We start from the raw sequence: 13,614 nt of genomic DNA, 5'->3' as shown, positions 1-13,614 counted from the left end.
ATTTCGTCAATACCTGGCCGGCAAATGGTCAAATCTCATCCAACGCCTGAGAATATTTCACCCATGGAGCGCTCAACTTATTCATCTGTTTCTTCTGACTCATTTGCCCACTCTGGGCTGTCGACCTTGCGGGGCTTTAACGGGCAGTAATTCTCCAGCGTTGATCGGGCTAAACACTGCTATGCACAATGCCAAAAACGCAGGACAATCCGGCCATGGCTGACGATCACCCCTCTTCATTGCCTGCATCGACCGAGCCCGCGAAACAACCGGCGCAGTTGATCGACCCCGAGTTCTTGCGCGGCTTGCGCGAGATGGCGGAAACCACCTTTCCCAAGCAATGCCGGACCTGTGGCAATGTGTATCAGAACTCGCGTGATTTCATCGAGCGCACGGTTGGCATCGGCCCGAAGAAAGGGGTCAAGACGAGTTTCGATGACGATGACACCCGCGTACTGGAGTTCTTCCGCAATTGCGTCTGTGGGTCGACCCTACATGGCCTCTATGCCGAACGCCGTGATTACTCTGAAAACGGCGAGAAGCGACGCGAGAAATTCGATGCCTTATTGAAACGGCTGGCAGACCTCGGTGTTGCTCAAGAATTGGCGCGACTTGAACTGCGCAAGATCTTGCGTGGCGAGGCAAGCCAGGTGCTGGCGCCCTTCCTTGGCCAAGTAAAAAACGATATCGATCTGGCCCCGTAGCGACGTTGTTGTGGAAGGACGATGGTCATGGCGCCAGCCTGCGCCACACGCTGGCCAGCCACGGTTGCTGTGCACGCGGCACACCGGCAGGTCGGTAGTAGTGCTCAAGCTCGACAAAACCGGCCCGTGTCATGAAGAAGCTCCATCGTTCCGGGTCGTGAAAGGCGCCGTAGCGTCCGCCGTTCCAACCTTCGACATTCTGACCATGCGGATTTGAGGCGAACAGAACGCCACCGATTTTGAGTGCGTCACGCAGTTGAATCAGCACGCGCGGCAATTCCTGCGTTGGCACATGAAACAGCGACGCATTGGCAAATACGCCATCGAAGAATCTTCCTGGCAGATCCAGCCCCAGAAAATCCTGGTGCCACACTTCGCAGCCGGTTTCGGCACCCGCCATCTGGACAAAACGCTCGGCGCCATCAAGCCCGATGACCCGGTGACCATGTCCGGCGAACACTTTGAGGTCGCGGCCCGGACCGCAACCAAAATCCAGAATCGTGAACGGTGGCACGCCGACGATATGCCGTAACAAGGCGCTGACGTTCTGACTCACATCATGGTCACGCGTGCCTTCACGGAATTCGTCGGCACGCTGGTTGTAGTGCGTCAATGTCAGCTTGGCGATCTTTTCGAGATCCAGCGGCGCTGCCATGGGCCTCATGCACCTTGAGAAGTTTGCAAGGCGTCTATTTTCGCGGCACAAATGAAGTCGTTTTCCGACAAGCCACCGATGGCATGCGTCGAGTAGCGGACACGGCATTGTCTGTAGCCGACCTCCAGGTCGGGATGATGATCTTCCTGGTGGGAAACCCAGGCCGTTGCATTCACGAAAGCCATGGTTTCGTAGTAGTTACTGAAGTCGAACGCTTTAACCAGTTCATTTCCAACCAGTATCCAGCCAGCCAAATCCTTCAATAGGTGATCAATCTCCTGCCGATCCAGTGGCGGAACACCGCCTTCGCAGGGTTTGCAGTGTTTTGTCTTCAAGTCATGGTTCGAGGTATTCATGGTAATTTCCCTATCAGGATTGACCTGTTGCATCGACACCAATCCGGCCAATGAGGTTTCGAAGTTCGCCGACCTCGATTTCAAGGCGACTCACCCTTTCCTCCAGGTCGGCAGTGTTGTTCACGCCGCTATCGTTACCGATAGTCTGGTGGTCGGGCAGGCTTGGCGGCCCGCAGAGCAGATGCGCCCAGCGATGTTCGCGCGATCCGGGCTGCTTCGGCAGGCGCGTAACCAGCGCGCCACTAGCAAGTGCCGCAAGTTCGTCAAGATACGCTTCAACGGAGGAGGCATCGTTGAAGCGATACAGCCGCTCGCAATTTGCGCGCAACTCGCTGACGGTTTGCGCGCCACGCAACATCAGGGCGGTCAACAACGCTACGCTGGCGGCCGGCAAGCCATAGCATTTGCCGAAGTTTTGCGCGTAGCGCAACACCCGGCCCGAAGCACCATAGGTTTCGAGCACCAGCACGCGGCTGCGCAGTTCCTCCAGCGCGGCTTGTATCTCGCTTTCGCCAACATTCATCACCGGATCGCGTGAGGTTTTCTGGTTGCAGCCCGAGGTCAGACTGTTCAAGGTCAGTGGATAGGCATCGGGAGTGGTCTTTTCCTTTTCGACCAGCACCCCAAGGATGCGGGCTTCGAGCGGGGTCAGCAAAGGCAGTTCGTGGCTCATGTCGGATTCTCATTTCTCGTGTTCGCGGTTCTGTCGATGGTCGCATTCTCCATTCTCCCAAGCGCGTGCTCGTCATACAAGACAAACCTAACTGGCTTATCGTCATACATTGCGCCTTGGGCCGCGCGATGCGGCACAGATGGCCGATCCGCAGTATTCTGCCTGTCCGATGTCCGATCTCACCATAACCCCCCGCCATTCCGCCGAAGCCATCCCGCGCGACGTATGGGCTCGCCTCTGTCCGCCGTGCCATCCCTTCCTCAACGCCGATTTTCTGGAGATCCTCGAACGGCACGGCGCGGCGGGACGCAAGTGGGGTTGGGTGGCCCGCCATCTGGAGGCCAGCGACGAACAGGGTATCGTGGTCGGCGTGCTGCCGCTCTACGTCAGGTTCAATTCGCACGGCGATTTCATCCACGACTGGTCGTGGGCGTCGGCCTACGAGCAGCTCGGGCGGGCGTATTACCCCAAGCTGCTGAGCGGGCTGCCGCATACGCCGGCCAGCGGGCCGCGGATGCTGGTTGACGGCAGCCTCGATGCATCCTCAGCATCCGCGATCCGTCGGGCGCTGATCGACGGCGCGATGGCCCTGGCGGTGGACTACAACGCCTCGTCGTGGCACGTGGCGTTTCCAGGTGAACAAGACTACACAGCGTTGCAAGACACAGGGCTGCTGACCAGCCACAATGTCCAGTTCCACTGGGGGAACGAAGGCGACGGCACTTACGACGACTTCGATGGCTATCTGGCGACTTTTTCGGCGGAGAAACGGCGCAAGGTCAGGGCCGAACGCCGGCGCGTCAGTGAAAGCGGGTTGCGCATCGAAGTCCGCCACGGCGACGAAATCGATCCGGAAGAGTGGCCTGCCCTGCACGCTCTCTACGCTTCAACGTTCGAGAAGTTCAACAACATCGCGGTGTTGTCATCGGCGTGCCTGGCCGATCTGGCACTGGCATTGCGCCGGCACATGGTCGTCTTCATGGCCTTTGACCGCGGCCGCTTGGTTGCCATGTCGCTCTGTTTCCGCAGCGACGAGACCTTGTATGGCCGCTACTGGGGATGCAGCGGCAACTATCACAGCCTGCATTTCGAGCTGTGTTTCTACCAGGGAATCGCCTACTGTCTGCGCGAAGGACTGCGGCGTTTCGAGCCCGGCGCCGGCGGCGAGCACAAGCTTGCCCGTGGCTTCACGCCGACCGTCGTGCATTCGTCGCACTGGATCGCCGACCCGGCAATGCGCGAGCTGATCGGACACCATCTGCAGCGCCAGGGCGTGATGGTCGAGTCATACCGCGACGAGGCGGCGGATCATCTGCCGTTCCGGCGCGAAGGCTAGCAGCCTCCCCGCGATCGATTGTCTACCCGGAAAGATGTGCCGCTCTTGTCGAAATTTTTTACACTGGAGATGAGCCAGACTTCAGCGAAGTATTTAATTGTTCTGATAATCAATGCGTTAGCCAGACAACCGACTGCTAGCACGAAATCTGCTTGCTCAAACAGCGATACAAGCCTACGGTCGGATTCATTGGCCCCGTTTGCGGGTGCAGTTCTGATGGAAAGCCTGCTATTTGAACCGGAGCACTCGGCGAACCCGCCAAAGATACTTACCAAGAGGGTGATGCAATGAAGACGACGATTCTGGGAATGATGGCGGCAGGGCTTCTGGCAGCGACGCCGAGTGTAAACGCGGGAGTTATTTCCGCTGCGGTCAGCGTGGTCGACTTTGAGACGCCGACCCAGTTCGCTTTCACATTTATATCACCAATTACGCCGCTCAGCGGCCTCAACAGCTATTCCTTCACCGGATCGATCACGATGACGGATGCTGGCAGGGACGGGGTTACGGCATCTCCATTATTATCCGCAATCTCACCGGAATTCTGGCGGCTGGAAGCGGGCAATGGAACGACTTGGAGCATCGTCGACGATATCGGTGGAACTGTGCCTCTCAGCGGTGCCGGTCCGTTTGATTTCACTGCCTCCGGGCTGTTTGACTGCACCGCGCTTGTAGAGTGCAGCAGGTTGCGCCTGAGCTTTGCCTTCGGATTGTCCGGCGGAGACGACGGGTTATCCGGCACGGGCACGTTCAAGTTGGGCCCGGAAGCAGTACCGGAACCGGGTACCCTGCTATTGATCGGTCTCGGCCTGGCCGGTCTTGGCCTGGGTCGTCGAAACAAGGCGCATTGAGCCGCTGCTGATGACGCGCTCGTAAGCCGGACACCCGGCGTCGATTTAGCATGGTCGTTCCAGTGCGGAGGTCGGGCGCGCACCGTACCCGAAGCAGGTGCTCCAGACCAGCGCGATCGGCCGTGCTCCAGATGCGGCACAGCGCTATCGATTGAAAATCCACTGCGGTGCGCCCGACCGGCCATGGTTTGGGTATTCCTGCGCATCATTGTCCGCGCTTAGCAGCCAGGACGTAGTGGTCGAGTCGTACCGCGACGAGGGGGCGGATCATCTGCCGTTCCGGCGCGAAGGATAGCGCCTGTGCCGCGTAGTCTTCCCTGTTGGTGCCGGTGATAATCTCCTATACTTTGAACCGCCTTGCACCTTGGGAGAACGCAAATGAAGCCAGTCAAGCTGAACGGCATCCGGGCATGTGTTTTCGACGCCTACGGCACCTTGTTCGATGTATCGAGCGCTTCCCGCAGCGCCCAGGATGCCCTGGGTGACCGCTGGCAGGCGCTTTCAGACATCTGGCGCAGCAAGCAACTGCAATACACCTGGTTGCGCGGCCTCGGCGGGCGCCATGCCGATTTCTGGCAGGTAACGGGCGACGCGCTTGATTTTGCCCTCGAAACCCTGAAGATCAACGACCCGGCGTTGCGTGATCGGCTGATGGATCTTTATCTCGGCCTGAGCGCCTATCCGGAAGTTCCACAAGTCTTGCGCCGACTCAAGGATGGCGGAATGCGCCTGGCCATTCTGTCCAACGGGACGCCGCGCATGCTGCAATCCGCCGTTTCCAATGCCGGTCTGGAAGGACTGTTCGACGCGGTGTTTTCCGTCGAGGAAGTTGGCGTCTACAAACCGCATCCGTCGGTCTATCGTCTGGCCGTCGAACGTCTGGGCGTTGAGGCCGAACAGGTCTGTTTTCTGTCGTCGAATGGCTGGGATGCGTATTCCGCCAAAGCATTTGGATTGCATGTGCTGTGGTGCAATCGATTCGCGCAGGTGCCCGAACGCATCCCCTCGCAACCCGACGCCGAGATTTCCGATCTGGGCGTCTTGCCGGAATTCGTGATTGACTGAAAGCAGCCTCTTTCAGGTAATGCTTCGAGCCGTAACGCGGTCACCGTGCGCATAATCCGTTTCCTCATTGGCTTGGGCTTTGCGCTGATTTCGATGACTTCGACGGCGGCAGCGCTGCCGCTGGAGAAAATCAAGTTGCCGCCGGGTTTCACTATCGAGCTTTGGGCGCGCGTAGATAATGCCCGGCAGATGGCGCTGGGGCGTCACGATGCAACTGGCGGCACGCTTTTCGTCGGATCGATGCAAGCCGGGAAGGTGTATGCGGTTGGCTTCGGCCCGGACTACGAAGCGCGGGGTGTAACCGTAGTAGCCAGCGGCCTGCAACGCCCGGTCGGCGTAGCATACAAGGACGGCAATCTTTATGTGTCGGCGGTAAGCCGCATTCTGCGATACGACGGTATCGAACGTCGCCTGGACCATCCGCCTGCTGCCGTCGTGGTCACGGACAAGCTGCCTTCGGAAACACACCACGGTTGGAAATTCATTGCTTTCGGACCAGACGGAAAACTCTACGTTCCGATCGGCGCGCCGTGCAATATCTGCGAACCCGATCCGCAGCGCTACGCGAATATCATGCGTATGAATACGGATGGCAGCGCTCTGGAAGTCTATGCCAAGGGTGTGCGTAACAGCGTTGGATTCGACTGGCAGCCGCAGAGCAAGGAACTCTGGTTTACAGACAATGGCCGCGACATGCTCGGTGACGATCTGCCACCCGACGAACTGAATCATGCGCCACGCGCGGGAATGGATTTCGGTTATCCGTATTGCCACGGCAGCGACCTGCCCGACCCGGACTTCGGTGCGGGACAACAGTGCGCACGGTTTGCCGCCCCGGCGCAAGAACTGGGCGCGCATGTCGCTGCGTTGGGTATGCGCTTCTATACGGGAACGATGTTTCCACCGGAATATCGGAACCAGATATTCATTGCCGAACACGGCTCGTGGAACCGCTCCAAAAAGAGCGGCTACCGGGTGACGCTGGTTCGTCTGCAGGGGAGCAAGGCAGTGGCCTACGAAACTTTCGCCAGTGGCTGGCTGCAGGGCGAGACGACGTGGGGTCGGCCCGCCGACGTGCTGGTTTTACCTGATGGCTCGCTGCTGGTTTCCGACGACTATGCCGGAGCAATTTATCGCATCACCTATCGCGGCTGAACCGGGCATGACCGTTGAATCGTTGCAGTTTGTTCAGTCCAATCATCAACGAAATTTCGAGATCGGAAAAGTTGAGCCTCGGATGAATGAACTCTCTTTTTCGAATCGAGGTCAATCGTTTCCCGAAACCCTACTGGCGCTAACCTCACCATGAAAACCAAAGCTGCAATTGCCTGGAAATCGGGCTCCCCGCTGACCATTGAAACCGTCGACCTTCAAGGCCCCCAGTCCGGCGAAGTGCTGGTCGAGATCAAGGCCACGGGCATTTGCCACACCGACTATTACACGCTCTCGGGTGCCGACCCGGAAGGCATTTTCCCGGCGATTCTGGGGCACGAGGGCGCAGGGGTCGTTGTCGAGGTGGGGCCAGGCGTCACCACGCTGCAAAAAGGCGACCATGTCATTCCTTTGTACACGCCGGAATGCCGCCAGTGCAAATTCTGTCTCAGCCGCAAAACGAACCTGTGCCAAAGCATCCGCGGCACGCAGGGCAAGGGCTTGATGCCCGACGGCACCAGCCGTTTCAGCCTGGACGGCAAACCCATCTTCCACTATATGGGCACTTCTACCTTCAGCAATTACACCGTCGCCCCGGAAATTTCACTGGCCAAGATCCGCAAGGACGCCCCGTTCGACAAGGTCTGCTACATCGGTTGCGGCGTGACCACCGGAATAGGCGCAGTGCTGTTCACCGCCAGGGTAGAAGCCGGTGCCAACGTGGCGGTATTTGGCCTGGGCGGCATTGGCCTCAACGTGATTCAGGGCGCAAGGATGGTCGGGGCGGACAAGATCATCGGTATCGACATCAATCCGGCCCGCCAGGCCATCGCGCGCAAGTTCGGCATGACGCACTTCATCAACCCCAAGGACACCGAAAACGTCGTGGACGCCATCGTGCAACTGACCGATGGCGGTGCCGACTACAGCTTCGAATGCATCGGCAACACCCAGGTAATGCGCCAGGCGCTGGAATGCACGCACAAGGGCTGGGGACGCAGCATCATCATCGGCGTCGCCGAGGCTGGCGCGGAGATCAGCACCCGGCCCTTCCAGCTGGTCACCGGACGCAAGTGGGAAGGTACGGCATTCGGCGGCGCTCGCGGCCGCACCGACGTCCCCAGAATCGTTGACTGGTACATGGAGGGCAAGATCAACATCGATGACCTGATCACCCATACCATGCCGCTGGAGGACATCAACAAGGGGTTTGATCTGATGAAGAGCGGCGATTCCATTCGCGGCGTCGTGTTGTACTGATGGCTATGCTGGAGTTGTTGAGCGAGCATGCCTGCTTTGGCGGCATACAGCGCTTCTATCAGCATCAGTCGACCGAGATCGGTCTGCCGATGCGCTTTTCGGTGTACCTTCCACCCCGCGCCGCACAGGACAGCGTGCCGGCCGTAATGTATCTGGCCGGTCTGACATGCACCGAGGAAACCTTCATGATCAAGGCCGGTGCGCAACGCATTGCCGCCGAGCTGGGTCTGGCGTTGATTGCGCCGGATACCAGCCCGCGCGGGGCCGGCGTCACGGGCGAAACCGAGAGCTGGGACTTCGGCGTCGGCGCAGGATTCTATCTGGATGCCACCGAGTCGCCGTGGTCAACGCACTACCGCATGGAATCCTACCTCGTCGCCGAATTGATTCCGCTGCTTGCGCAAGCGCTACCGATCAAAGCCCGGCGGCTGGGAGTGTTCGGCCACTCGATGGGCGGCCATGGCGCACTGACCCTGTCGCTCAGACATCCCGGACTATTCAAGTCAGTCTCGGCGTTTGCACCCGTCTGCGCTCCAAAGCAATGCCCCTGGGGTCAAAAAGCGTTTGCCGGCTACCTTGGCCCCGACACCGCGCTCTGGTCGGCGCATGATGCCAGCGCTCTGATGAGCACATGCACCGAAGTACCCTACGCCGAAGGCATCCTGATCGACCAGGGGCTGGCCGACAGGTTTCTACCCGATCAACTGCATCCGCATCTGTTCGAGCAGGCCTGCGCCAGGGTTGGGCAACCGCTTACCCTGCGTCGCCACGAGGCGTATGACCATGGGTATTATTTCATCTCGACCTTCATGGCAGACCATCTGGCACACCACGCCCGGATACTGCTCTGAGCACCGCACCAAAAGGAGAATGTCATGCCGACTTCAGCGCAGCATCCCTACCATCCGATCATCTACGTACGCGGTTTCGCAGGCACGCAGGGCGAGATCGAGGAGACCGTTGCCGATCCGTACATGGGCTTCAACATTGGCTCGACCAAGGCGCGCATGGCCTGGACCGGCGATGTGAAGCGCTACTTCTTCGAATCGCCGCTGGTCCGCCTGATGAGCGATCATGAATACGGCGACGTGTTCGTTGATGGGGAGGATCTGGTCACTGCCGACCGCCCCGACTGCGTGATCCCGTACCGCAGCATTATCATCTACCGCTATTACGATGAAGCCAGCAAGGACTTCGGCACCGGCGAGACGCCACCCATCGAGCACTTCGCCAAGGGTCTGGGCACGCTGATCCTGCGCCTGCGCGACAAGGTCTGCGCCAACCCGAAGAACGCGATGACGCCCGAGGATTTTCGCGTGCACCTGGTGGCGCACTCGATGGGCGGACTGATCTGCCGCGCCTTCCTGCAAAACACGGCGTTGCGCAGCGAAGAAGCGCGCCATGCGGTTGACAAATTATTCACCTACGCGACGCCGCACAACGGCATCGACATGCGCATCGTGCGCAATGTGCCGGGCTGGCTGTCCTTCGGCGATGCCAACAACTTCAACCGCGAGCGGATGGCCGCTTATCTCGCTGTGCCCCCGGTCGACGACGTTTCGGTCGTATTCAATTTCCCGCCTGAACGCATCTTCAATCTGGTCGGCACCAACCCGCGCGATTACACGGTGGCCGGCGGGCTCTCGGCCTGGGGAGCGGGAGACGCTAGCGACGGACTGGTGCGCATCGAGAATGCCACCACGCACGGGCCGGATGCCAAAGGCAACGATGTGAGCTCGCCGCGCGCCTTCGTCAACCGCAGCCACTCGGGGCACTACGGGATCGTGAATTCCGAGGAAGGTTTTCAGAACCTCACCCGCTTCCTGTTTGGTGCGCTACGCGTGGACGGCATTCTCGACATCGACGACATTACCCTGCCGATTGAAGTACAAAAGGAGTTGCAGGCCGGCAAGGCCGTGCATTCCTCTTACCAGTTCGAGGTAGCGGCCAGCATACGCGGCTGCCAATGGCAAATGACGCGCCGCGAGGTACGCGAGCATTCCGCGATTTTCCGCACGTATGAAGAGCTGTTCCCCGGCGCGGCCGGAACCGTTCGCCCACCTGATCGTACCAGGAGCCCCCGTCTGTTTTCCGTTTTCCTCGACCCGAACAAGAGCGTCAAGGCATCGGGCTCGGTGAGCTTTGCCTTCGACCTCAAGGTGCTCGTACCCGACTACGAGGTGGACGGCCTCCTGTTCATGAAACGGCACTACGAGGGCGGCTACATCATGCGCGAGCTGATCCTGGTCGAAGCCTTCCCCGACAAGTCGGCACTCGGGGGCTGGCGAATCAAGTACGGTTTCCAGGACGACAATCCGGGCAAGCCGGGCATTTCCGCCGAAACGCGCGAACTCGACGGTGAAGAGGGTATCGCCTTCGATATCCCGATTGCGCAACGAACCCGACCAGGCGTGAAAGGGACGCTACGCCTTGAGGCGCGGACATGGAGTTAGTGGTCAGTCATGCCACGAAACAAGGACAAAACCCACCACCAAGACACAAAGTAAACAGAGTTTCACCAATAGAATCCCAGTGTTAACTTGGTGCTTCTTGGTGAACTTGGCGACTTGGTGGTTCGCCTTTCTCGTTGACTGACTACCAGTCCGGCCAGCCACTACGAAGCCATGCCGAGCGATGTCACCCAAGGCGTTCGACAACGGTCCACGCGTACATCAAACTGCTTTCACTGAATTCCAGCTCGGTTTCAAGGTCACGCCACCACGTCGCGCCGCGAGCATCCTGACCGAGATAGCGCCAGCGGCGTTCTTCGCCGCTGCATAGCGCAATGAGGTAGCAGGCGTCGGTTTCCGGCGTGATCACAGAAGCATCGCTTGGCTCAGGCAAGCACCTGCCCGTGTTCGCGGGAATCGTGGAAGCCGACCTTGCTCCACTTCTCGCTCGTGACGTCGAGGTTGTAGCGCGTGCTGGCCAGATACACCAGGTTGCCGTCGACGTCCTTCGCCATGCGGTGCTGCTGCTCGCGTTCGAAATTGCGGCGCGTGAGTTCATCCGGAAATGTCAGCCAGCGGGCGGTATGAATGTCTGCTGCCTCGAAGATGGCGTCAACCTTGTATTCGGTTTGCAGGCGCTGGGCAACAACCTCGAACTGCAAGGTGCCGACGGCGCCCAGGAGGAGTGCGCCGGTGGCGAGATTCTCAAAAACCTGGATTGCACCTTCTTCACCTAGTTCCTGAAGACCTTTCTGTAACTGTTTGCTTTTTAATGGGTCCCGAAGACGCGCAGCGCGGAAAAGCTCCGGCGAGAAATAGGGAATGCCCTTGAACGCCAGCGTTTCGCCTTCGGTAAGCGTATCGCCGATATGCAACTGGCCGTGGTTGTGAATGCCGATGATGTCGCCGGCCACCGCATCCTCCATCAGCACGCGCTCGTTGGCCATGAAGGTCAGCGCATTGGCGAGCTTCATCTCGCGGTTCATGCGCACGTGCCGCACCTTCATGCCCGAACTGTAGCGACCCGAACAGACGCGGAAAAAGGCGATGCGGTCGCGGTGCTTCGGGTCCATGTTGGCCTGGATTTTGAACACAAAACCGGTAAATGGCGGTTCAGCCGGCTGCACGGTGCGAATGCCGGCATCGCGCTCCTGTGGCGGCGGCGCCCAGTCGAGCAGTGCCTGCAGGATTTCCTGCACGCCGAAGTTGTTGATACCGGAGCCGAAGAAGACCGGTGACTGCAGCCCGGCGAGAAAATCGACCAGATTGAACGGGCCGCTCGCACTCTGGATCAGGTCGACGTCTTCACGCAGCTTGCCGACCTCTTGCGGGAATTGAGCGTCGAGCACCGGATTGCCGATTCCGTCGAGTTTTTCCGCTTCGCTACGCCGTTCTTCGCCCGGCGCGAAACGCAGTAAACTGTCTTCAAGCAGGTGATACACGCCGCGGAAGGTCTTTCCCATGCCGATCGGCCAGGTAATCGGCGCGCACTCGATGCCAAGCACCGATTCGATTTCTTCGAGCAGCTCGAAAGGCTCGCGCACCTCGCGGTCGAACTTGTTGACGAAGGTGATGATCGGCGTGTTGCGCATGCGGCAAACGTTGAGCAGCTTGATCGTCTGCGCCTCGACGCCTTTCGCGGCGTCGATTACCATCACCGCGGCGTCGACGGCGGTCAGCACGCGGTAGGTGTCTTCCGAAAAGTCCTCGTGGCCTGGCGTGTCGAGTAGATTGACGGTGTGATCCCGATATTCGAACTGCATCACCGAACTGGTGACCGAAATGCCGCGCTGCTTTTCCACCTCCATCCAGTCGGATGTCGCATGACGCGCACTCTTGCGGCCCTTGACCGTTCCCGCCAACTGGATCGCGCCACCAAACAGCAGCAGCTTTTCAGTCAGTGTCGTCTTGCCCGCGTCGGGGTGGGAAATGATCGCGAAGGTGCGCCGTTTGGCAACGTCACGCAATATTTCGGGAGGAAAGGGGGCGTTGCTCATCAACAATTCTCTCTGCAGCAAAAACAAAAAGCCGCAGCTTTGAAGTTGACAAACAACCTTGCTGGCGGCACGCAGGCCGAACTATAGCAAGACTCGGCGATTGCCGGAATCGCGTACTGGATGTCCACACCTCTATCCCGGCCCTCACGAACCATGATCCCGGCTCGAAACCGACTGACTACCGATCCACTGGATGGACACCCGTCGGCCGTGCGAAACTATGGCTATCCCCTTGCGCCGAATCTACGTGAAACGATGACGCCCAATACACACGCACTCCCAGATCCCTTTGCTCTGCCAATGCATGACCTCGCAGATGCAGAAACGGTAGTGAGCGAAATCGAAGCCTTGCTCAGCGCGCGGAGCCTTAGTCTGCGCCCACCGCCACCTGTGCCGACCACCTGCTGTGGGCGGGGCTGTAATGGCTGCGTATGGCAGGGGTACTTCGATGCGCTGCAGTACTGGCGGGATCAAGCCAGAGGGCTCTTGCGTCCATGTGCATCTCAGTGACTGACCCCGTTTCCGCAGCGAGCGCCGAACTTGTCTGCCATTTTTCCCGGATTGCTAATGTTTTTGTACAGTAGGCGATGTGGTGTAGACTTCTTACCGGTACTGATCGTCTAATTGAGCACTGGCAACGGTCAGCGCCAAGACGATCTGCATGAATTCTGGCCATATCAGGAGGTGGACATGGACGACAAATCGGAAGTCTACGATGTTCCGGCCATCAGGGCGAAGCTGCTGGAGAAGATGAAGGACGACCCTGGTGCTTACCCAAAGCTGATTGAGCAGCGTTTCCCGCGCATTCTCGCCAAAATAGCCGATCTCTGGGGCAAACCTGCCCTTGATCAATATCTCGACGTCCTGATGTTTACGGATCGCAGTGACCGGCAGGGGTTTCCGCCGGAGGTCGCGGTGGAAGTATTCCGCCTGTCCACCGCTCACGCCGCCCTCAATCTTGTCAAGCAAGCTAAAGTCACAGGCTGGGCCGGAGTCGACGAAGCGGTCCTTGATAAAAAGGCTTTCGCCAAGGACGAATAGGAAGCACAACAAAAGCCTGCGCAGATGCGGGCTTTGTCGCATTTGCCTGGCGGGTTCCCTCGCGATAAGTGCGG

At 59.1% G+C, this 13,614-nt stretch carries 15 protein-coding genes; 10 read left to right on the top strand and 5 right to left on the bottom strand.

Going from position 1 to position 13,614, the window contains the following annotated elements:
- The first annotated feature begins 215 nt into the window (after positions 1-215).
- The gene (locus PROAA_RS05250) at positions 216-704 is read left to right on the top strand and encodes an oxidoreductase (RefSeq protein ID WP_222102113.1); all 489 of its coding nucleotides are present in this window, start codon (positions 216-218) and stop codon (positions 702-704) included.
- Between the two features lie 25 nt (positions 705-729).
- Here PROAA_RS05250 and PROAA_RS05245 read toward each other — a convergent pair whose 3' ends face one another.
- Genes PROAA_RS05245 through PROAA_RS05235 form a run of 3 tightly spaced genes read right to left on the bottom strand, consistent with a single transcriptional unit; the run spans position 730 to position 2,388 of the window.
- Positions 730-1,359, bottom strand: coding sequence for a class I SAM-dependent methyltransferase (locus tag PROAA_RS05245; protein ID WP_186410328.1), 630 nt, complete (start codon positions 1,357-1,359; stop codon positions 730-732).
- A gap of 5 nt (positions 1,360-1,364) precedes the next feature.
- Entirely contained in the window at positions 1,365-1,748 is a 384-nt protein-coding gene (locus PROAA_RS05240; protein WP_245664173.1) for a 4a-hydroxytetrahydrobiopterin dehydratase, read from the bottom strand.
- Positions 1,729-2,388 carry a YceH family protein gene (locus PROAA_RS05235; RefSeq protein ID WP_186410327.1) on the bottom strand — a complete coding sequence of 220 codons (660 nt, stop codon included), beginning with the start codon at positions 2,386-2,388 and terminating at the stop codon, positions 1,729-1,731. Before PROAA_RS05235 ends, PROAA_RS05240 begins: the two co-directional genes overlap by 20 nt.
- 139 nt (positions 2,389-2,527) lie before the next feature.
- On the opposite strand from PROAA_RS05235, the gene PROAA_RS05230 reads away from it, so the two are divergent.
- The 7 genes from PROAA_RS05230 (at position 2,528) to PROAA_RS05200 (ending at position 10,505) form a co-directional block, all read left to right on the top strand.
- Entirely contained in the window at positions 2,528-3,724 is a 1,197-nt protein-coding gene (locus PROAA_RS05230) for a GNAT family N-acetyltransferase (RefSeq protein WP_245664172.1), read from the top strand.
- Positions 3,725-4,011: 287 nt separating this feature from the next.
- On the top strand, positions 4,012-4,575 hold the full coding sequence (locus PROAA_RS18825; RefSeq protein WP_222102111.1) for a PEP-CTERM sorting domain-containing protein: 564 nt from the start codon (positions 4,012-4,014) through the stop codon (positions 4,573-4,575).
- Between the two features lie 378 nt (positions 4,576-4,953).
- Positions 4,954-5,640, top strand: coding sequence for a haloacid dehalogenase type II (locus tag PROAA_RS05220; RefSeq protein WP_186410326.1), 687 nt, complete (start codon positions 4,954-4,956; stop codon positions 5,638-5,640).
- Between the two features lie 45 nt (positions 5,641-5,685).
- Positions 5,686-6,795, top strand: a complete 1,110-nt coding sequence (locus PROAA_RS05215; RefSeq protein WP_222102110.1) for a PQQ-dependent sugar dehydrogenase — start codon at positions 5,686-5,688, stop codon at positions 6,793-6,795.
- Between the two features lie 150 nt (positions 6,796-6,945).
- Positions 6,946-8,052 carry an S-(hydroxymethyl)glutathione dehydrogenase/class III alcohol dehydrogenase gene (locus PROAA_RS05210; protein WP_186410325.1) on the top strand — a complete coding sequence of 369 codons (1,107 nt, stop codon included), beginning with the start codon at positions 6,946-6,948 and terminating at the stop codon, positions 8,050-8,052.
- Complete coding sequence (fghA, locus tag PROAA_RS05205) at positions 8,052-8,903, top strand: S-formylglutathione hydrolase (protein ID WP_425393996.1); 852 nt, start codon at positions 8,052-8,054, stop codon at positions 8,901-8,903. Before PROAA_RS05210 ends, fghA begins: the two co-directional genes overlap by 1 nt.
- A gap of 24 nt (positions 8,904-8,927) precedes the next feature.
- Complete coding sequence (locus PROAA_RS05200) at positions 8,928-10,505, top strand: esterase/lipase family protein (RefSeq protein WP_186410324.1); 1,578 nt, start codon at positions 8,928-8,930, stop codon at positions 10,503-10,505.
- A gap of 184 nt (positions 10,506-10,689) precedes the next feature.
- On the opposite strand, the gene PROAA_RS05195 is transcribed toward PROAA_RS05200, so the two are convergent.
- Entirely contained in the window at positions 10,690-10,896 is a 207-nt protein-coding gene (locus PROAA_RS05195) for a hypothetical protein (protein ID WP_245664171.1), read from the bottom strand.
- On the bottom strand, positions 10,889-12,499 hold the full coding sequence (locus tag PROAA_RS05190) for a peptide chain release factor 3 (protein WP_186410323.1): 1,611 nt from the start codon (positions 12,497-12,499) through the stop codon (positions 10,889-10,891). Before PROAA_RS05190 ends, PROAA_RS05195 begins: the two co-directional genes overlap by 8 nt.
- Positions 12,500-12,619: 120 nt before the next feature.
- Here PROAA_RS05190 and PROAA_RS19325 point away from each other — a divergent pair, with 120 nt between their 5' ends.
- Together PROAA_RS19325 and PROAA_RS05180 are read left to right on the top strand one after the other, a co-directional pair.
- Complete coding sequence (locus PROAA_RS19325; RefSeq protein ID WP_342669209.1) at positions 12,620-13,009, top strand: oxidoreductase-like domain-containing protein; 390 nt, start codon at positions 12,620-12,622, stop codon at positions 13,007-13,009.
- Between the two features lie 180 nt (positions 13,010-13,189).
- A complete protein-coding gene (locus PROAA_RS05180; protein ID WP_186410322.1) occupies positions 13,190-13,540 on the top strand; it encodes a hypothetical protein in 351 nt (116 codons plus the stop codon).
- Positions 13,541-13,614: the final 74 nt, after the last annotated feature.

This window comes from Candidatus Propionivibrio aalborgensis, from assembly GCF_900089945.1.
Classification (GTDB): domain Bacteria; phylum Pseudomonadota; class Gammaproteobacteria; order Burkholderiales; family Rhodocyclaceae; genus Propionivibrio; species Propionivibrio aalborgensis.
Note: the sequence above shows the minus strand (reverse complement) of the source record. Positions and strands in the feature narration are given on the sequence as shown.